The sequence below is a fragment of the Glycomyces sp. MUSA5-2 genome (assembly GCF_037034145.1).
Taxonomy (GTDB): Bacteria; Actinomycetota; Actinomycetes; order Mycobacteriales; family Micromonosporaceae; genus Glycomyces; species Glycomyces artemisiae.
In genome coordinates this window covers 25,072-43,973 of the sequence record NZ_JBAGKG010000006.1, presented here as the reverse complement: position 1 = coordinate 43,973, position 18,902 = coordinate 25,072, and the positions used below count along the sequence as shown (strand labels likewise).

Here is an 18,902-nt window from a genome sequence, read left to right as displayed (position 1 = left end):
TCCTATGCGGATTCCAGCGCCGCGTAGGCGGGTCGGACGACCGCTTCGAGCAGCTCGCGGCGCTCCGGGTAGTGCAGGAACGAGGCCTTGACGGCGTTCTCGGTGCACTTGCGGACCTCGGCCCAGCCCCACCCGAAGGTCTCCGACAGGAGCTGGAACTCGCGGGAGGTGTGGGTGCGGCTCATGAGGCGGTTGTCGTTGTTGACGGTGACGCGGAAGCCGAGGTCGAACAGGTCCTTGATCGGGTGCGTCTCGATGGACTCGGCGCCCTCGGTCTGGAGGTTCGAGGACGGGCACACTTCGAGCGCGATGCGGCGGTCGCGGATGTAGTGCGCGAGGTTCGAGAGCTTCGCGTCGTCGCCGGTGAGGTCGATGTCCTTGATGAGCTGCACGCCGTGGCCGATGCGGTTCGCGCCGCAGACCGAGACGGCGCCCCAGATCGACTCGGGGCCGACGGACTCGCCCGCGTGGATCGTGAACGGCATGTTCTCGCGGCGCAGGTAGTCGAAGGCTTCCACGTGCGCTTCGGCGGGGTTGCCGATCTCGCCTCCGGCGATGTCGAAGCCGACGACGCCCTTGTCGCGGTAGGCGGTCGCGAGCTTCGCGATCTCCAGGGTGCGGTTCGCGTGGCGCATCCCGCAGAGGATCGTGCGGGCCTTGATCGGGTTCCCGGCCTTCTCGGCGAGGCGCTCGCCCTCCTCGAACCCGGCGAGGGTGGCCTCGACGACCGCTTCGAGTGAGAGGCCGCCGGTGAGCTGCTGCTCGGGGGCGTACCGGATCTCGGCGTAGACGACGCCGTCGGCCGCGAGGTCCTGCGCGGCCTCCGAGGCGATGCGGAAGCAGTGCTCGGCGGTCTGGGACACGGCGATCGTGTGGTCGAAGGTCTCCAGGTACCGCGCGAGCGTGCCGGAGTCGGCGGCCTCGAAGAACCAGTCGCCGAGCGCCCCGGCCTCGGTCGCGGGCAGCTCGTGGCCGATCTCGTCGGCGATCTCGATGAGCGTCTGGGGGCGCACGCCGCCGTCGAGGTGCTCGTGGAGCACGACCTTGGGGGCCGCGCGCAGTTCGTCGTGGGAGAGAGCTTGATTCATCCCATGAATATAGTCAGCCGCGTTCGCGGGCCCGCCTCACAGCCGTACTTCATCCCAGTGGACGGGGCGCTCGCCGTCGAGGACCAGGGCCCATTCGAGGGCCCAGCGGCGGTGCCACACCAGGTTGTCGTCGACGCCGCGGGGCATCGGCTGGCCGGAGCGGCGGGCCTGGTCGCAGACCCAGTCGAGGCAGTAGTAGAAGTCGAGCATCTCGGCCACGACGCCCGGATCCCTGGTGGGAGTGAGCTGCCGGTCGCGCCACGCGCCGAAGGACTCGGGGCGGCGCAGGTCCGGGAGCAGCTCGGGCAGCTCCTCGGAGCAGGGGACGCCCGGGTCGAGGTGGTCGACGAGACCGAGCAGCCACGAGACCGTGTACAGGCTCTCCAGCTGGTCGGCGTACCGGGCGCGGTCGCCCCGGCCGCAGGCGATGAACCCCCACTCGTCGGGGGCGAGGTGGTCGAGGACGTGCGCGTCGAGGAGCCACCGCATCGCGAGCTCCTCGGGCATGTCGAAGACCCTGGCCTGCACGATGTTCAGGATCGCGGCGCGGGCCTCCACGTGGCCCCGCGGCCGCAGCCGCGGGAGCCGCCCCTCGGGGAACGGGAGCGGGAACTGCGCGGGCGGCGCGGGTATGCCGAGGGCGCTGAAGCCGTCCACAGTGCGCATACGAAGGGTCCGGGGATCTGAGGTCACCGTCGGCATGGGGCTCCCTACCACGTTGGGGTTCACCTGTGGGGGTGAGTGCGCATTCACTCGGTGGGGGTGGTTGTGAAGAACTGTAGCGTCCGACACACGCCCGAGTCAACGTGGGCCACGGAATTAGTACAGGTTCCATACACGTGTTACGCAGGTGTTTCACTCGCCCCGCCGCGAGTCGCAAGTGTCCGGTGGGGCGCTTTGAACGCCATGTGACAGCTACCATCTGACACCTGTACGAACCAGGGCTACTCGCGGGTAGGGCCTCGGAGGCACCGGGGACGGCCCGGCCTTCATGTAACGCCCGTCGCCGGGCAGACTTGAAACGTGAGCAGCCTCCAAGTCGTCGCGGACCGGTACCAACTGGTCCGCCCCATCGGCGCGGGCGGCATGGGCCGCGTATGGCAGGCCGTCGACCAGCGGCTCGACCGCGAGATCGCCGTCAAGCTCGTCAAACCCGACCTCCTGGACGGCCCCCAGCGGTACGAGGCCGCCGCCCGCTTCCGCCGCGAAGCCCGCGTCACCGCCCAGATCGGGCACCCCGGCGTCCCCGCGATCTTCGACGCCGGCCTCGACGAGGACTCCGGCGAGCTGTTCCTCGCCATGGCCTACCTGCCCGGCCTCAACCTCCGCGACCTCCTCGATGAGACCGGGCCCCTCCCCGCCGACTGGACCCTCGCCGTCGGCGCCCAGCTCGCCTCCGTCCTCGAAGCCGCCCACGCCAAGCAGGTCATCCACCGCGACCTCAAGCCCGCCAACATCATCGTCGGACCCCAGGGCCTCGTCCACGTCGTCGACTTCGGCATCGCCGCCGTCCTCGACGCGGGCGCCGCCCGCCTCACCGCCACCGGCGACAAGCCCGGCACCCTCAACTACATGGCCCCCGAGCAGATCCGCGCCCAGCCCGCCGGGCCCGCCGCCGACCTGTACGCCCTCGGCGCGCTCCTCTACGAGATGTCCACGGGCGAACGGCTGTTCGCCGACCGCGGCTCCGCCTACGAGGTCCAGACCGCGCACCTGAAGGAACTGCCCGAACCCGTCAGGCGCCGGCGCCCCGACATGCCGACCGGGCTCGACGGCCTCGTCGCCCGGCTCCTGTCGAAGGAGCCCGCCGACCGCGGCTCCGACGCCGCCGCCGTGTACCTGCGGCTCGCCGAACTCCTTGCGACGGCACCGGTCTCGGAGGCCCCGATCCGCGACTGCGGCGACCCGACCTGGCCGTTCCGGGCCCCGCTCGCGCCCGCGCGCGTCGCCGCGGAGGCCGCGAAGCTCGCGGCCGCCCCCGCGCCCGACCGGAGCGCCGAGCGCATCGCCGAAGCCGACCTGGCCTACGGCGCAGGCGACTACAACACGGCGCTGCGCGTGTTCCGTTCCCTCGCAAAGGATTCCGAGACACCCGACCCGGCGCTGGCGCTGCACTGCCAGGTGCGGGCCGCGCAGTGCCTTGCGGCCATGGGGAACGCGGCCAGCGCGCTGGCGGGCCTGTCCAGCGTCATCGAGCGGCAGCGGCGGCTCCTGGGCGAGCGGGCGCGGCCGGTGCTCAGGTCGCGGCGGGTCGAGGTCGACATGCTCGCGGCGGTCGGCTCGGGTCCGGAGGCGCACCGGCGCCTGGCCGGGCTCGTCCCGGAGATGGCGGCGGCGCTCGGCCCGGACGATGCCGATACCATCGAAGCCGAACGGCTGCTGCGGGCCTGGTCCGTGCCGCCCCAGGCGGGTCCGGGGTGGCCGTCGCAGCCCTCCGCCTCGCCTGGGAGTCCTCCTCGATGACCGCCCCCGGTCCCTACGCTCCGCCGATCGACCACAGGAAGCAGCAGACCCGGTACCGCCTCGGGCGGGTCGGGACGTACCTGTGGGCGTTCGCGCCCCTGCTCACGTGCGGGTTCGCCGCACCGGTGTCGTTCGGCATCGCGATGGGCCGGCGCCGCGACAACCTGACGGTGGCCGCGCTGATCCTCCACTCCGCGTTGATCATCGCGGGCTGCGGGGTGATCGGCGCGTACGAGTACCCGGCGCCGGACTGGGCGATGACCCTGTTCACGGTGTCGATCTGCATCACGTCGGTGGGCGCGACGGCGCAGCTGCTGGTGATCCGTTCGAAGGTGTGGACCGCGCCGGTGCGCCCGCAGGTCCCGGTGGCGCACTTGTCGAATTCGGAGGTCCTGGACCGGGCCCGGAAGCTGCGGGAGCAGGCGCGGCGGACGGCGCAGGCGGACCCGATGCTCGCGAAGCGGCTGGCGATCGGGCGGCCGGACCTGCCGCGGCAGTTCGACGACGGGGGCCTGGTGGACGTGAACCACGCGCCGCTGCACGTGCTCACGTCGCTGCCGGGGGTGACCGAGCGCAGCGCCCGCCAGATCCTGGAGTGGGTGGAGCGCTCAGGGCCGTTCGCGAGCCTCGGCGAGGTGATGCTGGTGATCGAGATCAGCCCGACCTTCGAGCATCACCTGCGCGAGTACTGCGTCTTCATTCCCTAGGAGCGGCCGAGTTCCGCGAGGACCGCGACGGCGGCGCGCGAGGCGTCGTCGGCGTACGTGGACGGGAACGCGTCGACGAGGCGCCATCCGGCGCGTCTCAGGGCGCGGTGGCGGTCGAGGTGGGCGCGGGGGCCGTCGGGGTGGACGGCGCAGACGACGCCGAACGCGGCGTCCCCTTCGCCGACGACGAGGTCGATCTTCCAGTGCCCCACGGGGTATCCGGCCCTGACGGCGGCGTCGGCGCCGGAGAGCGCGTCGGCGAGTTTGACGGGCCACTCGCTTCCGTCGCCTTCGGGGGCGCCGTCGCCGATGACGGGGCCGGGGGCGCGGTCGGCGTAGTCGAGGAACTCCCCTACGAGGCCGCCGGGGTCGGCGAGGGCGGTGACGACGTGGAGGTGCTCGCGGGCGCGGGTGACCATGACGTTGAACAGGTTCGCGCCGGAGAGGAAGCGTTTGCGCCCGGCGGGGTCGCCGGGGGCGACGCCGAGGGAGGCGATGACGGTCTCGGACTCGGAGCCTTGGAACGCGTGGACGGTGCCGGTGCGGATGCGGTGCGCGCGGATGGCTTCGAGGTCGAAGCGCTTCATGATGGCGGCCTCGATGACCTCCGCTTGGGCGCGGAACGGGGAGAGGACGGCGAGGCCGCGGTCCCCCGCGGCGACGAGTTCGGCGAGGAGTTCAACGGCGCGTTCGGCTTCGGCGGCGACCACGCCGTGCTCGTCTGCGGCGTCGGCGGGCGTGTGGTGGACGGTGATGGCGTCGGTCTCCTGGACGCGCGGGTGGGCGGTCATGGGGCGCACGCGGCCGCCGTAGAACTTGGCGGAGGAGAACCCGATGAGGTGGGGGACGCTGCGGTGGTGCTCGGTGAGCTCGATGACGGGCCCGGCGCCGCAGGCGAGGTCGTAGAGGCTGACGCGGCCGGTGTCGAGGCGTGCTTGGAGGTCGGTGAGGCCGTGGCGTTCGAGGACTTCGTGGAGGCGCGCGTCGGAGGCGAAGGACACGAACTTGAGCTGGCGGGGGTCCCCGGCGACGACGGCGCGGCGGGCGCGGGCGAGGACGGGGGCGGCGCGCAGCTGGTTGACGTGGCTCGCTTCGTCGATGATGACGAGGTCGAACATGGCGGCTTCGGGCGGCAGGAGCGCTTCGACGTCGGCGACGGTGCCGATCCACAGGGGCGCGGCTTTGAGGAGCGGGGCGAGGTGCTCCATGGCGCCGCGGCGCCTCGACCGGTCGCCTTGGGAGGCTTGGAGTTCGGCGATGCGGCGGGCGGCGCCGGAGCGGTGTCCGGCGGGGGCGGCGGCGCGCAGGGCGTTCCCGGCGGCGTCGGCGGCGTCGCGGTCGGCCTGTTCGAGGTTGCGCCACAGGGGTTCGAGGCGCAGGCCGCCTTCGGCGGCGAGGCGGGTCATGGCCTGCACGTCGCGGACGACTTCGAGGGCCTGCTGGAGTGCGGCCGAGTCGGAGTCGGTGCCGGTGAGGCGCTGGAGTTCCTTGCGGGCCTTGCGTCTGCGCCAGCGGGTCCAGGGCCAGCCGCCTTGGCCGCGGGTGCCTGCGGCGGCGGCCGCGACGGCGTCGGGGTCGGCGTCGCGCAGGCCCGGGTAGTCGTCGAGGAGGAACACGGGGGCGTCGAGGCCGCGGAGGCGGCGGCGCTCCATGTCGAGGCGGATCGAGATGGCGTGCTCGACGCGTTCGAGCATCTGGAGGGTCTCGTCGGCGCGGCGGCGGGCGAGGGCGGCTTCGGCTTTGAGGACTGGTTTGCGGTCGGCGAACGCGGCCGTGCTGCTGCGTTCGGTGTCGCCGAACATGACCGGGTCGGGCCCCGGGTGGCGGGCGAGGAGTCCGGCGAGGACGTCGGCGGCGAACACGGACTGGGTGGCGATGAGGACGGACTGGCCGCGGGCGACGGCGTCGAGGGCGATGGCGGCGAGGGTGTGGCTCTTGCCGCAGCCGGGGGCTCCGGCGACGACGGTGACCGGGGCGGTGCGGGAGCTGCGGACCGCGGCGGCCTGTTCGAGGTTGAGCGGCAGGGGGGAGCGGACCTCGCCGGTCTCGGGTTCGGGGGCGTCGGTCGCGGCGTACACGGCGGCGAGCGCGGTCGCTTCGAGGCCGGGGCGTTCGGACCAGTCGAGGAGGGCCTGGCCGATGGGGCCGGACTCGGTGCGGGGGCCGGAGACGTAGACGACGGACCGGGCGAGGACGACCGGTTGGGCGCCTTCGGGGTCGGGCCGGTGGGTGACGGCTTTGACGGCGTACCCGGCGGCGGTGGCGGCGGCGAGGAGCCAGGCGGGGTCGGCGAGGTCGCCGCCGGTGCGCTCGGGGCTGAGGACGGCGGCGAGGCGCGCGGCGTGCTCGGTGCCGACGAGCTTGGGGTGGACGGCGATGTCGCCCGCGGGGACGATCTTGTGGTCGAAGGGCTCGGTCTGGGCGACTTCGAGGCGCACGGGCCGGGTGACGAGGGGGACGGCGACGCGGCGGCGCTTCCCGTCGACGCGGTGCATCCCGGTGACGATGCCCCAGCCCTGCCGCAGGAGGCGCTCGTCGCGGTGGAGCTCGTCGTGCGCGGCGAGGTCGGCGGCGCCCGCGACGGTGGTGAGGCTGCCGGTCCAGGCGGACTTCTGGCCGATCTCGTCGGAGTCGGCGGCGGCGGCGGCCTTGTTGACGGGCGCGAGGGCGGAGAGCGCGGTGAGGATGCGGGCAGGGCTCATGGCGGCAGTGTACGGCCGTGCGGCCGGTGGGGCGCACGCGAAAGGCCCCGGGGCGGGAGGCGCCCCGGGGCCGGTTCAGGCCCTGCTATCGAACGACGTGCTCGCTACTCGACGCAGAGGACCGCGGTGGTGCGGACTCCGGCGAGGTCGGTGACCTCGTAGTAGCTGCCCGGGCAGGAGGCGATGGCCGAGTCGACGTCGGGGGCGGCCCAGTCGGCGGCGTCGAACGCGATCGCTTCGGTGACAGTGGTGTCGGCGGCGGCGTCGGCGCAGTCGAGCGTGAACCACTCGACGTCGCTGCTGGACATGCAGTCGCCGGTGTTCGGGGTGACCGGGGTCTTGCCCTCGGCGTTGGGCTTGTCGATGGCCTCGATGCAGAAGAGGTAGTCGACGTTGCCGGTGGTCTGGTCGTAGATCATGTTCCAGTCGGTCCACGGCTGGCCGGGGATGTACGCGCCGTTCTCCTCGCCGCAGGCGTCGTAGACGGCCTGGGTGTCGGTGAGGTCGCCGCCGGTGGCGGTCAGGCCGGGGTCGGCGGTGATCGAGGTGATGGTCCAGAACGCGTCCTCGCCCGAGCAGTCGATCGCGAAGGTCGTGGCGTCGTCGCTGAGGACCTCGTAGGGCAGGCAGTCGCCCGCGGCCGCGTCGGCGGCGGCGTCGAACTGCTCGCCGCTGACGTCGGTGCCCTCGGAGTCGTCGGAGGCGGCGTCGAGGATGCCGCAGCCGGTCAGGGCGATGGCGCCGGCGAAGGCGACGCCGCCAACGGCGAGAAGGCGGCGGAAGGGACCGAAGTTCGTGTTCATTGGCTGCTTTCTGTGCGGCACCGCGTCTCGGGTCGAACGGTGCTCCTGAGTTCAGCGTGAAGATATGCGGCGGCGGCGACTACTGTTGCGGCGCAGCCGGTGACCGAGTGCATTCACACGTCCGCGACCTGCGCTTTCACAGTTCCGCAGGAAGCGTGGGCCGGGTCGCATGACCGGGATCACCAGGTTGCGATTCGATCAAGCTCGAACGCCCGATTGGAAGTGTTCTTCCCCGTATCGCCCGATCCGGTTGCGTCCCTTGAGGATTGAAAAGGAGGACGCGGGTTCCGCCCAATGGTCTCCGCGCCCTCCGGTCCGTGGGTCCCCGGCGCGGGGCCGGGGAGGGTGCTAGCCGATCTCGATGTAGTAGACCGTGCCGTCGAGGGACCAGACGTCCTCGACGTAGATGAGGGTCTGCTCGGCGTCGGCCGGGATCTCGGCGCAGGTCGCGCCGCTCGACGTGCCGCCCGCGGTGACCTCGGTGGCGTCGATGATGTCGTTGGGCACGACGTTGGTGCAGGTCTCGGACATGACGCCGTCGGCCCAGATGCCGACGGTCGCGTCGAGCCACAGCGTGCCGGTCTCGGCGCCGTTGTAGGTGCCGTCGACGGTGAACATGGCGAGCGCGTTGCCGTCCGCGGGGGGCGTGTTGAACTCGTTCTCGGCCATGATCGCGTCGGTCGCGTCCAGCTGGACGTCGCCGACGGAGAGGGTCCAGTCGCCGATCTCGACGGTGGAGCCCGCGGGGAGCGGGGCCTCAGGGCTGAGGCCGTCGCCGGTGGCGGTGCCCTCTTCCGCGGCCTCTTCGGCGGCGGTGGTCGTGTCCGAGCCGGTGTCGTCGCTGCCGCCGCCGGTGGTGTCGTCCCCGGTGCCGCACGCGGACAGGGCCGCGAGGCCGATCAGGGTCGCGCCGCTGAGGGCGAGGAGGCGCTTCGAGATCTCGGGGAGTTCGATGTTCATGGGAAACCTTCCGTGGGGTGTCGATCGTTGATGGAAGCTTGTGAAGTTACTTCACGAGACTAGTAGACTGTGTCGAGCCTCCGCAACGCGGGGTGGGTTACGATTCGATAAATCAAGACAGGAGCCCGCATGACCTCCCGTGACGCCGGCCCAGGCGAGACCATCACGTTGACCGATCTGGCCCGCCTGGCCTCGGTCGGACGCAACGCCGTCAGCAACTGGCGGCGCCGAGAGCCCGACTTCCCCGCGCCCGTGGACGACTCCGCCCGCCGCCCCCGCTTCTCCTTGTCCGCCTTGGAGTCCTGGGCCCGGGCCCACGGCCGGGAACTCCAGGTCACCGGCGCCGACCGCCTCTGGTTCCGCCTCGCCGCGGCCCACCCGACCGCGGAGGCCGCGCTCGAAGCGGTCGCCGCGGCCTTCGACGGCGACGGCGAACCCGCCGCCGAAGTCAAGGCCCTCACCGCCGACGCCCCCGCCTCCGACCTCTTCGAGTTCTTCATCGAGCGCGCCCGCGAGGCCGCCGGGATCGGCGTCCCCCCGGGGATCGCGCCGCTCGCCGACATCGCCGCGGCCGTCAGCGGCGAGCACACGCACGAGCGCATCGGGAAGACCGTCTACGACCCGGCGTGCGACGAAGGCGACCTCCTCGCCGCCGTCGCCGCGAAGATCGGCCCGTGCAGAGCGCTCGACGGCCAGGACCTCTCCGGCCCCCGCGCCGCCATCGCCGCCAAGCGCCTGCGCCTCCTCGACGGCAAGTTCCGCACCGGCGGCGACGAAGGCGCCCGGATCGGCACGCGCACCGGCGACTCGCTGCTCTCCGCGCTCCCCGAGGACCGCTACGACCTGGTCGTGTGCGACCCGCCGTTCAACGTCAAGGACTGGGGCTACGACCGCCTCCCCGACGGCGACGACCCCCGCCTGGCCTACGGCACCCCGCCGCGCACCGAACCCGAGCTCGCGTGGGCGCTCCACTGCACCGCGCTCCTCGCGCCCGGCGGGCACGCGGTCGTGCGCATGCCCGCGCAGGTCGCCCACCGCCGCTCGGGCAGGCGCATCCGCTCCGAGCTGCTGCGCTGGGGCGCGCTCCGCGCCGTCGTCGACTCTCCCGAAGCCAAGGCGCACATCTGGATCCTCACCCCCCGCGGCGAGACCACCCAGCTCCTCGTCTCCAACGGCCGCGACTTCCGCGAAGCCTGGCTGAACTTCACCGCCACCCCCGACGCGCCGATCGCCACCCCCGACTCGGTCACCGTCCCCCTCATGCGCCTGTGGGACGAGGACGTCGACGTCTCCCCCGCGGTCTACCTCGCCAGCACCCCCGGCGGCGCCGACGACCTCGCCGACGCGGTCGCGCGCATGGCGTCGCGGCTGCAGGCCGTCGCCGGGCAGGAACTCCCCCGGTTCACCGGCGGCGCAGAGGAATCGGCGCCCGAGACGAGCCTCGGCGACCTCGAACGCGACGGCCACCTGGTCGTCGCCCCGGGCACGCTGGTCCCCGGCGAGGAGCCGGCCGGCCCGCGCTGCGTCATCGTCGACCCGGTCGGCGAGCCCCCGGTGCGCATCGGCCTGCGCGGCGAGGCGACCGAGATCCAGTGGACCGTCTCGTGCGAGCCCACAGTCGACTTGGCGTGGATAGCCGCGGCCCTGTCGGCGCGGCTCCCCGCGGCGTCGAAACGCACCGCCACAGGCGCCAAGCGCCGCATCCTGTCCGTGAAGATCCCCCGCCTCACGCTCGCGGAGCAGCAGCGGCGGGGGGCCGCGTTCGCGCGCCTCGAAGCGCTCCGCTCGGCGCTCGCCGAGGCCGGGCGGCAGGCCGAAACCCTCGCCGCCGAAGCCGCGGCGGGACTCGTGTCGGGCGCAGTGAAAGTCGAGGATTGAGGGCGATGAATGCGCAACGGCCGGGTATCCGCCCGGCCGTTGCCATGTCTGCATGCCTTGCCACCTGCGGTCTTGCCGCATCGTTGAGCCGCTGACAGGATTCGAACCCGCAACCTACTGTTTACAAGACAGTTGCTCTACCGTTAAAGCTACAGCGGCCTGCCTGCGCCGTTCTCCCAGCGAGACGGTTCGATTCTAACCGACCGGTATACCGGCCCGGGACCCCCGGAGCCGCAGCGGTCCCACCGGCCGCACCCGGCCCACGCGGCGCCAGGAGTTCACCGTTCCGTCTAAGTCCGGCGAACCGACGACCGGCGCATAAACTGGGCAAATGGCTACCCCTGAGCAATCCTCCATTTCGGCCCGCCCCCGCGCGCCCCTACCCGTGACGGCGGCGGTCGTCCTGCTGTGGCTCATGGTCGCCGCCATGGGATGGCTGGTGGCCGTCTCGGCCGTGATGACGGCGTTCCGGGTCTCCACCCGGTTCAGCGGCTCGGCGAGTGCGCTGGCGTTCGTCGAGCCGCTCCTGTTCCTGGTGGTCGCGTTCGCGATCGGGCTTGCGGCCGTGAAGGTCTGGACGGGCCGGGACTGGGCTCGGCGGTCGGTGGTGATCGTGAGCGCGACGCTCCTGGCGACGGCGCTGGCGACCCGCGCGGGGCTGACGTTCGGGACGGGCCTGGCGGGGACGTTCGTGCTCGCGGCGCTGCTGGTCCTGCTGGCGCTGCCGCCGTCGCAGCGGTGGTGCGACCGGGAGTCCGGCTGCCACAGCCCGCGGATCGGCGAGCGGGAGGAGCCGCCGTTCCTGGTGGTCGCGGAGCTCGTGATGCTGTGGGCCGCAGTCGTGTTCGCGTTGCAGACGGGGACCCGCGCCGTCCTCGCCGAAGCGGGCGCGGACCGGCTCGGCCTGGTGCTGGTCGCGGCGGCGGTCGTCCACGCCGTGCTGAACGCCGGGATGACCGGCCGCCGCAGGTGGGGATGGCTCGGGACCGTCGGGCTGTCGGGGATCTACGTCCTGTGGCTCGCCGCCGCCGCGGTGGCGTCCGCGGTCGGCGGCGGGCCGTGGGCGCTTCCGGCCGTGCTGGCCCTGCTCCCGCTGGTGTTCCTGTGGGCGCTGCTGAAGCCCGAGACGAAGTCCTGGTGCCGCCCCGCTACCTGAGCCCGAAGGCGCGGACGGCGGTGCGGGTGCGGCGGCGGCGCTAGTCGCGGAAGGAGAACACCTGGAGGCCGTCGGGGACGATGCACGCGAGGCGCGTATCCGTTGCGTCGCAGGCGTACAGCTCCAGGTCGGTGCTCAGCTCCGCGCGCGAGCCGTCGCGGCCCAGGCCGGTGACGCCGCCGGTGACCGTGCCGAACGTCGACCGGGCGGGCCAGGCGAGGGCCGAGCCGCCGTCGATCGGGTCGAAGGTCTCCTCAAGGGAGTTGTTGACCGCGTCGAAGCCCTTGTCGTAGATCTGGGTCCGCTTCGAGTCGCCCGCGTAGTACTCGACGAGGAGCCGGTCCCCGAGCGGCTCGATCCAGCCGTACTCCTGGTCGTCGAACTCGTGGGAGATCTCCTCGGCGTCGGCGTCGTAGACCCGCCAGTGGTAGACGTCGGTCTGGTCCTCCACCGCTTCGGCCACGCACACCAGGGCCTCGCCGCAGTCAGTCATGTCGGCGGGGCCGACGTCGCCGGACTCGATGAACTGCGAGTCGAGCTGCTTGAGGTCGTCGAGGCCGTACACGTTCAGCTCGTAGCCGGTCTCCTTGTCGGCGGCCACGTACAGCTTCCCGTCCCACGCGTAGTACAGGTCCTCGGCGGTCTCGATCTCGCGCTGCACGATCACCTCGCCGGACTCGACGTCGTAGACGTGCAGCACGTTGTCGCTCGTGACCGCCCAGAGGCGGCCGTCGCCGTTCGACGGCTCGGTCGGATTCGCGATGTCCTCGGGGACCCAGTTGAAGCTCCAGTCGGCGACCGTGGCGTCCTCGGTGCCCGCGGTCCACTCGGCGACGCGCTCGCCCTCGCCGTCGAAGACCTTGAAGCCGGCGCCCGCGTCGGCCTCCGGGCCGATGACGAGGAGGTCGCCGGAGCGGGAGGCGTTGCGGCTCGCGCTGGTCTGGGTGTTGCGGACCTCCCCCGTGGCGGGGTCGAGGAACACGAACTTGTACTCCCCGGTCTCGACCTCCTGGGAGAACGCCAGGAGCTCGTCCGAGAGGAAGTACGAGTTGTTCCAGCCGTCGCCCTCGAACACCTGGTCCTGGGACCACACCGGGTCGCCGGTCTCGTTGGAGAGCGCCCGGACGTGCAGCTCCTGCCCGGACTCGTGGTCGGAGGCGGTGGTGTAGAAGAACACCGAGCGGTCGCCGCGGGAGCGGACCTCGTAGATGCCGTCGTCGAGCTCGCCGCTGACCGCGGTCGCGGGCGCGACCTCGGTGAGGCCGTCGGCGAACGGGCGCTGCTTGTACGGGTTGAGCAGCCACCACGCGCCGATCGCCACCGCAGCGACGAGCACGGCCGCCGCGACGCCGATGGCGATCCACTTCGGAGGGACGCGGCGGGCGGTGTGGACGGTGCCGCGTCGCGGCGGCGGCATGGGCGCGCCCCCGTTGCGGCGCAGCAGGACCGTCTCGTCGGAGGCGGGGGTCACGGGCGGCAGGCCCAGCGACGGGGCCGTCGGGTTCGCGGGCGGCGACGTCACCGCCGCCGGCGGCGTCACCGGGACGGTCGCGGTCAGCGCGAGGGCCGCGCCCTCCGAGACCGGCAGCTCCGGCTGCTCCAGGACCGTCGGCGCGATCCCGAGTCCTTCATGGAGCATCTTGGACACCATGGGCATCCGCGAGGACCCGCCGACCAGGAACAGGCCCGCGAGCTGCTCGGGACGCCGACCCGTCAACGCGAGGACCCGCTGGGTCTCGCCGACCGCGCGCGACAGGAGCGGCCGCGAGATCTGGTCGAGCTCGCCGCGCGTCAGGTGCAGCGACTGCGCCATGTCCGGCACCGTCACCGGCGCCACGGAGGACCGCGACAGCATCTCCTTCGCGCCGCGCACCTCCTCCCACAGCTCGCGGCGGTTGCGCAGTTCGCTGGCGCCGTTCGGGTTCTCCAGGCGCTTCCAGATCTCCGGCTCGCGCTGCTTCACCGTCTCGCCGATGTGCGCCACGAGGGCCGCGTCGAAGTCGAGGCCGCCCAGGTCGGGCAGGCCGCCGTCGGCGAGGACCCCGAACGAGCCGTCCGGGCGGCGCTCCAGGACCGCGATGTCGAGCGTCCCGCCGCCGAAGTCGAACACCGCGAGCGGCTGCCCGGCCTGCACCTGGTGCGACAGGCGCGACGTGTAGTAGTGCGCGGCCGCGACGGGCTCGGTGAGGATCTTCACCGGCCGGTACCCGGCCTGCGCGGCCGCGTCGTGCAGGGCCCCGCGCCGCTGCTCCGACCACGCCGCCGGGCACGTCAGCACCGCGTCGGGGAGCCGCCCCACCGACTCGATCGCGGCGCGCGCGACCCGCGACAGGATCGCCGCGAACGCCGCCGTCACCGGGATCTCCCTGTCCCCCAGCAGGAGCGTCCCGTCCGAGATCCGCTGCTTCGGGTTCGGCTCGAACCGCTCGGGCGCGGTGAGCGCGAGCCGCTCGGCGTCCTTCCCGGTGTGGAGCGTCCCGGCGGGGTCGAGGAACACCGCCGAGGGCATCACCGGGGAGCCGTCGAACAGGAGCGGGCGGGTGCGGCCGTCGGGCCACACCACCACGGCCACGGTGTGGGACGTACCGAGGTCGACGCTGAGCAGGTAATCGGCCGGCATGGTCGTGCAGCTCCGGGGGCTAGGGCGTGCGGGAGGGTTTCAGGTTAGTGCGCGGTCACTACCGGCGCTGGCGCTGGACCTCGGCGAGTGCGATGGACGCGGCGACGGAGGCGTTCAGGGACTCCACCTCGCCGCTGATGGGGATGCCCGCGCGGTGGTCGCAGGTCTCGGCGACCAGGCGGGAGACGCCCTTGCCCTCGTCGCCGACGACGATGAGGAGCGGGTCGGTCGCGACGGGCAGGTCGAAGACGTCGACGTCGCCGCCGCCGTCGAGGGCGACGGTCATGAACCCGGCCTGCTGGCAGGCCTGGATGGTGCGGGTGAGGTTGACGACCTTCGCGACCGGGAGGCGCGCGGCGGCGCCCGCGGAGGTGCGCCAGGCGACGGCCGTGACGGAGGCGGCGCGCTTGGACGGGATGATGAGGCCATGGCCGCCGAACGCGGCGGTGGAGCGGATGATCGCGCCGAGGTTGCGCGGGTCGGTGACACCGTCGAGGGCGACCAGGAGCGGCGCGGTCCCGGAGGTCTTGCTGATTTCCAGGAGGTCGTCGAACTCGGCGTACTCGTAGGGCTCGATCTGGAGGCCGATGCCCTGGTGGAGGGCGTTGTTGGTGCGGCGGTCGAGGTCGCGGCGGGCGAGCTCCTTGATGGGGAGGTCGCGGTTGCCGGCGAGGCGCACTGACTCGGCGACGCGGTCGTCGAGCTCGGTGCCGAACGCCACGTAGAGGGCGGTCGCGGGGACCTTCGCGCGGAGCGCTTCGAGGACGGGGTTGCGGCCGAGGATGAGCTCGGGCTCGTCGTCGCGGCGCCGCGTCTGGGTGCGGGGGCGGGCCTTCCCGATGTTGGTGGTGCGGCCCTCGGAGGCGGCCTTGGCGCGCTCGGCGGACTGCTTCCGCTGGGTCTTCTGGGGCTTGTCGTCCCCGGTGTACTCCTTGTGCCAGGGGCGGTCGGCGGCCTTGAGGGTGCGGCCCTTCCCGGCCAGGCCCTTCTTCTGGCCGCCGGAGCCCTTCTGCGGGCCGGCCTTGCTGGTCTTGCGACGGTTCGGGTGCCCGCCCTTGGTGCTCATCGGTTCAAGTTCCCCAGTGGTGTCGGTCGTCTGCGGACGGGCGGTCGCCTAGTCCACGGTCCACACGGGACCGCGAGGGGTGTCCTTGACGGTGATGCCGGCGTGCGCGAGGTCGTCGCGGATGCGGTCGGCAGCCGCGTAGTCCTTGCGGGCCCTGGCGTCGGCGCGCTGTTCGAGTGCGAGCTTCACGAGCGCGTCGACGGCGCCGGTGAGCTTCGCGTCACCCGGGTCGTCCCATTGCGGGTCGAGCGGGTCGAGGCCGAGCTGGTCGAGCATAGCTCGCACGGCGGCCCCGATGCGGGCCGCGGCGGCGTCGTCGCCGGCGTCGAGGGCGGCGTTGCCCTCGCGGGCGGCGTCGTGGATCACGGCGACGGCGGCGGGCGTGTTCAGGTCGTCGTCCATCGCGGCGGTGAACTCGGGGGCGAGGGCGCCGCCGATGACGGCGTCGCGGCCGAGGGCCTCGGCGGCGCGGTGCACGAAGTTGGAGAGCCGCTCCCAGGCGCTCTGGGCTTCGGCGAGGGCGTCCTCGGAGAAGTCGACGGCGGACCGGTACTGGACGCCGGTGAGGTAGTAGCGGATCGCGGCGGGGGCAAAGCCCTTCTCGCCGAGCGCGGCGACGGACAGGGTGTTGCCCAGGGACTTCGACATCTTCGTGCCGGAGAGGTTGAGCATCCCGTTGTGCACCCAGTACTTCGCGAAGCCGAGCCCGGCGGCGCGGGACTGGGCGAGCTCGTTCTCGTGGTGGGGGAACATGATGTCGGTGCCGCCGCCGTGGATGTCGAAGGCGTCGCCGAGGTAGCGGCGGGCCATCGCGGAGCACTCGATGTGCCAGCCGGGGCGCCCGGGGCCCCAGGGGGACGTCCAGGCGGCGTCGGCGGGCTCGCCCGCCTTGTGGGCCTTCCACAGGCCGAAGTCGCGGGAGTCGCGCTTGAGGCCGCTCTCGGGGCTGGAGAGCATGTCCTCGGGGCGGCGGTGGGAGAGCTGGCCGTACTCGGGCCAGGAGGACACGGAGAACCAGACGTCGCCGTTGTCGGTGGCGTAGGCGTGGCCGCGCTCGATGAGCTCCGAGATGAGGTCGATCATCTGGGTGACGTGGCCGGTGGCGCGCGGCTCGTACGTGGGCGCCTCGACGTTCAGGGCGGCGTAGGCGGCGGCGAGCTTGCGCTCGTTCTCGTAGGCGATGGCCCACCAGGGGCGGCCCTGCTCCTCGCCGCGCACGAGGATCTTGTCGTCGACGTCCGTGACGTTGCGCACGTACGTGACGTCGTAGCCGGAGCGGCGCAGCCAGCGGATGAGCACGTCGTAGGAGACGCCCGAGCGGAGGTGCCCGATGTGCGGCGGGCCCTGGACGGTGAGGCCGCACAGGTATACGCCGACGCGGCCGGGATTCCGGGGCTGGAATTCGCGGATCGAACGGGTGCCGGTGTCGTACAGTCGCAGGCTCACCCGTCAAGTCTAGACAACGCGGGCGTGCGCCTAGCGCCCCGAGCCCCGCGTGTCAAGGGCGTGAACGGGACGGCCCCCGGCTGGTGCCGGGGGCCGTCATCGGGAGGCGGTCGATGGAGGGTTATGCGGCCCTGCGGCGCATGGCGACCAGGACGCCGCCGCCGACGGCGAGGGCCGCGGCGAGGCCGAGCAGGAGCCCGGTCGCGCCGGTGCCGGTCTTCGGGAGGACCCCGGCGCCGTCGTCGGTCGGGTGCTCGGACGGGTCGCCGCCGCCGGGGACGCCGTCGCCGGTGATGTCCCACAGGGTCGTGGTGCCGGAGACCTCGTTGCCGACCGCGAGCATGGGGCGGCCGGTCGGGGAGTCGGCGGCCGCGACGAACGCGATCGACTCGGGCCCGGAGTCGCCCCCGGCGCCCGCGGCGGGCTCGGCGGTGAAGTCGCGGTTCGACACGTAGTCGACGAACACGGCGTTCACCGGGTCGGTGACGTCGTAGACCATGACGCCGCCCTGCCGCTCCAGGCCGATGAACGCGTACACGGCGTCGCCGACCTGGCCGACGGCGACGGCCTCGGGCTCGGGGCCCTTGTCGTCGGAGCGGTCGTCGAAGTCGTTGGCCTCGTTGTCGGCGTTGAAGTTCGCGGACTCGGCCTCGGCGACAACCGCCTCGAACTCGGCGCCGGAGTCGAAGACGAGCTCCCCGTCGGCGGACCAGATGGAGAAGGACCGGCCGCCGAAGGAGTACAGGCCGTCGTAGCAGCCGTCCTCGGTCTGCCCGAGCGTGGTGGTGACCTTGAGGCGGCCGAGGGCCTCGTCGGCCTGGAGGGCGTCGAGGTCGGCGCCGTCGAACGCGCCTTCGCACAGCTCCAGGTCCTTGACGCGGGCCTCCTCGGAGTAGTCGCCCCACTCGCGCACGTCGCCCTCGTTGGCGGTCACGAGATAGGTCTCGCCGCCGGTGGCGAAGCTGTCGATCCCGTCGGGCAGGTACATGCCCTGCACGGGCCACGCCGTGATGTCCACCTCGTCGTCCTTGTCGGAGGCGTCGAGGCCGTTCCCTTCGGCGGCGTGGTCCTTGAAACCGAGCGGCAGCAGCTCCGCGACCTCGCCCGCGGCGAGGTCGACGACGGCGATCGCGTTGTTCTCCTGGAGCGTCACGTACGCGGTCGCGTCGTCGGCCACGGTGACGTACTCGGGCTCGATGGCGCGCTGCACGGCGTCGTCCCCGGTGAGGTCGGGGCCGAACACCCGGAAGCCCTCTGGGAGGGACGCCTCGTCCCAGGCGGTGAAGTCCGCGGTGGCGACGTCGTACGTGGCGGCGTCGACGATCGAGACCGTGCCGACCGGGTCGACGGCGTAGTCGTCGTCGGGTTCGCCCTCGTCGGCGGTGACGGCCTTCGACCCGTCGGGGGTGAACGCGATCGAGTCGGGCTGGGCGCCGACCTGCGCCGCGTCCTTGAAGGCGCCCTCGGCGTCGAAGAACGCGACCCAGCCCGGGTCGGTCTTCACGGGCGCCTCGACGGCGACCGCGACGGTCCCGCCGCTGACCGCCACGGAGTTGACCGTGGCGCCGTCCTGGCCGAGCGCGGCGGCGGCGTCGAGCACCGCGTGCTTCACGGGGTTCGCGGGGTCGGACACGTCGATGACGTCGACCACGCCGGCCTCGGCGTTCACCGCGAACACGCGCTTCGTGGAGGGGTCGTAGGTGACGATCTCGGACCCGCCCGCGGCGAACGCGCCGGTCGAATAGGTGCCCAGGACCGACAGGTCCAGGGCCGGGCCCTCCTGGGCCAGCGCGGGGACGGGCACGGCGAGCGCCGCCAGCCCGACCGCGAGCACGGGTACGAGCAGTCGCTTCTGCACAGCTGGTTCCTGACTTCTCGGGGGAACGGGGGTGACGGCCCCAGTCCACCGAGGCAAGGGGACCCGGGGCCCAGCGGAAGGGAAACGGGGCATGAACACCGAGTCGCGAATCGGCGCGCGCGTAGTACCCCGGTACCGGTCGCGGCCCGTTTGTC

General features: G+C 72.6%; 13 protein-coding genes and 1 tRNA gene. 4 read left to right on the top strand and 10 right to left on the bottom strand.

The genetic code is table 11. The features are described from left to right. Positions 1-2: 2 nt before the first annotated feature. The gene (locus WA640_RS19140) at positions 3-1,088 is read right to left on the bottom strand and encodes an adenosine deaminase (protein WP_335989716.1); all 1,086 of its coding nucleotides are present in this window, start codon (positions 1,086-1,088) and stop codon (positions 3-5) included. 36 nt (positions 1,089-1,124) lie between these two features. Then, positions 1,125-1,754: a DUF4272 domain-containing protein gene (locus WA640_RS19135; protein WP_181245690.1), complete on the bottom strand. Its 630-nt coding sequence runs from the start codon at positions 1,752-1,754 to the stop codon at positions 1,125-1,127. 357 nt (positions 1,755-2,111) lie between these two features. Between WA640_RS19135 and WA640_RS19130 the strand changes: the two genes are divergently transcribed. Both WA640_RS19130 and WA640_RS19125 read left to right on the top strand, forming a co-directional pair. Next, the gene (locus tag WA640_RS19130; RefSeq protein ID WP_335989713.1) at positions 2,112-3,551 is read left to right on the top strand and encodes a serine/threonine-protein kinase; all 1,440 of its coding nucleotides are present in this window, start codon (positions 2,112-2,114) and stop codon (positions 3,549-3,551) included. Beyond that, positions 3,506-4,258: a ComEA family DNA-binding protein gene (locus WA640_RS19125; RefSeq protein ID WP_335989712.1), complete on the top strand. Its 753-nt coding sequence runs from the start codon at positions 3,506-3,508 to the stop codon at positions 4,256-4,258. Before WA640_RS19130 ends, WA640_RS19125 begins: the two co-directional genes overlap by 46 nt. Here WA640_RS19125 and WA640_RS19120 read toward each other — a convergent pair. The 3 genes from WA640_RS19120 to WA640_RS19110 all read right to left on the bottom strand — a co-directional run bounded on the left by WA640_RS19120 (position 4,255) and on the right by WA640_RS19110 (position 8,723). Beyond that, positions 4,255-6,960: an AAA domain-containing protein gene (locus tag WA640_RS19120; RefSeq protein ID WP_335989710.1), complete on the bottom strand. Its 2,706-nt coding sequence runs from the start codon at positions 6,958-6,960 to the stop codon at positions 4,255-4,257. The genes WA640_RS19125 and WA640_RS19120 overlap by 4 nt on opposite strands. Positions 6,961-7,064: 104 nt before the next feature. Further along, positions 7,065-7,763, bottom strand: coding sequence for a hypothetical protein (locus WA640_RS19115; RefSeq protein WP_335989708.1), 699 nt, complete (start codon positions 7,761-7,763; stop codon positions 7,065-7,067). A gap of 348 nt (positions 7,764-8,111) precedes the next feature. Further along, positions 8,112-8,723: a hypothetical protein gene (locus WA640_RS19110; protein WP_335989706.1), complete on the bottom strand. Its 612-nt coding sequence runs from the start codon at positions 8,721-8,723 to the stop codon at positions 8,112-8,114. Positions 8,724-8,852: 129 nt separating this feature from the next. Between WA640_RS19110 and WA640_RS19105 the strand changes: the two genes are divergently transcribed. Then, positions 8,853-10,601, top strand: coding sequence for an N-6 DNA methylase (locus WA640_RS19105; protein ID WP_335989704.1), 1,749 nt, complete (start codon positions 8,853-8,855; stop codon positions 10,599-10,601). Positions 10,602-10,687: 86 nt separating this feature from the next. On the opposite strand, the gene WA640_RS19100 is transcribed toward WA640_RS19105, so the two are convergent. Continuing rightward, positions 10,688-10,760: transfer RNA gene (locus WA640_RS19100), tRNA-Thr, on the bottom strand. 172 nt (positions 10,761-10,932) lie between these two features. On the opposite strand from WA640_RS19100, the gene WA640_RS19095 reads away from it, so the two are divergent. Beyond that, the gene (locus WA640_RS19095) at positions 10,933-11,757 is read left to right on the top strand and encodes a hypothetical protein (protein WP_335989703.1); all 825 of its coding nucleotides are present in this window, start codon (positions 10,933-10,935) and stop codon (positions 11,755-11,757) included. 40 nt (positions 11,758-11,797) lie between these two features. Here the strand turns inward: WA640_RS19095 and WA640_RS19090 are convergent, their stop codons facing one another. The 4 genes from WA640_RS19090 to WA640_RS19075 form a co-directional block, all read right to left on the bottom strand. Then, on the bottom strand, positions 11,798-14,377 hold the full coding sequence (locus WA640_RS19090; protein WP_335989701.1) for an Hsp70 family protein: 2,580 nt from the start codon (positions 14,375-14,377) through the stop codon (positions 11,798-11,800). A 58-nt stretch (positions 14,378-14,435) separates the two neighbouring features. Further along, positions 14,436-15,443 carry a 23S rRNA (guanosine(2251)-2'-O)-methyltransferase RlmB gene (gene rlmB / locus WA640_RS19085; protein ID WP_335989699.1) on the bottom strand — a complete coding sequence of 336 codons (1,008 nt, stop codon included), beginning with the start codon at positions 15,441-15,443 and terminating at the stop codon, positions 14,436-14,438. A gap of 48 nt (positions 15,444-15,491) precedes the next feature. Continuing rightward, the gene (gene cysS, locus WA640_RS19080; RefSeq protein WP_335989696.1) at positions 15,492-16,889 is read right to left on the bottom strand and encodes a cysteine--tRNA ligase; all 1,398 of its coding nucleotides are present in this window, start codon (positions 16,887-16,889) and stop codon (positions 15,492-15,494) included. Positions 16,890-17,010: 121 nt separating this feature from the next. Beyond that, complete coding sequence (locus tag WA640_RS19075; RefSeq protein ID WP_335989694.1) at positions 17,011-18,747, bottom strand: choice-of-anchor I family protein; 1,737 nt, start codon at positions 18,745-18,747, stop codon at positions 17,011-17,013. Positions 18,748-18,902 lie beyond the last annotated feature (155 nt).

What these genes read in the sequence shown, in the direction of transcription:
- WA640_RS19140 (WP_335989716.1), bottom strand. Translation starts at nt 1,088, where the DNA reads ATGAATCAAGCTCTCTCCCACGACGAACTGCGCGCGGCCCCCAAGGTC.
- WA640_RS19135 (WP_181245690.1), bottom strand. Translation starts at nt 1,754, where the DNA reads ATGCGCACTGTGGACGGCTTCAGCGCCCTCGGCATACCCGCGCCGCCC.
- WA640_RS19120 (WP_335989710.1), bottom strand. Translation starts at nt 6,960, where the DNA reads ATGAGCCCTGCCCGCATCCTCACCGCGCTCTCCGCCCTCGCGCCCGTC.
- WA640_RS19115 (WP_335989708.1), bottom strand. Translation starts at nt 7,763, where the DNA reads ATGAACACGAACTTCGGTCCCTTCCGCCGCCTTCTCGCCGTTGGCGGC.
- WA640_RS19110 (WP_335989706.1), bottom strand. Translation starts at nt 8,723, where the DNA reads ATGAACATCGAACTCCCCGAGATCTCGAAGCGCCTCCTCGCCCTCAGC.
- WA640_RS19105 (WP_335989704.1), top strand. Translation starts at nt 8,853, where the DNA reads ATGACCTCCCGTGACGCCGGCCCAGGCGAGACCATCACGTTGACCGAT.
- WA640_RS19095 (WP_335989703.1), top strand. Translation starts at nt 10,933, where the DNA reads ATGGCTACCCCTGAGCAATCCTCCATTTCGGCCCGCCCCCGCGCGCCC.
- WA640_RS19090 (WP_335989701.1), bottom strand. Translation starts at nt 14,377, where the DNA reads ATGCCGGCCGATTACCTGCTCAGCGTCGACCTCGGTACGTCCCACACC.
- rlmB (WP_335989699.1), bottom strand. Translation starts at nt 15,443, where the DNA reads ATGAGCACCAAGGGCGGGCACCCGAACCGTCGCAAGACCAGCAAGGCC.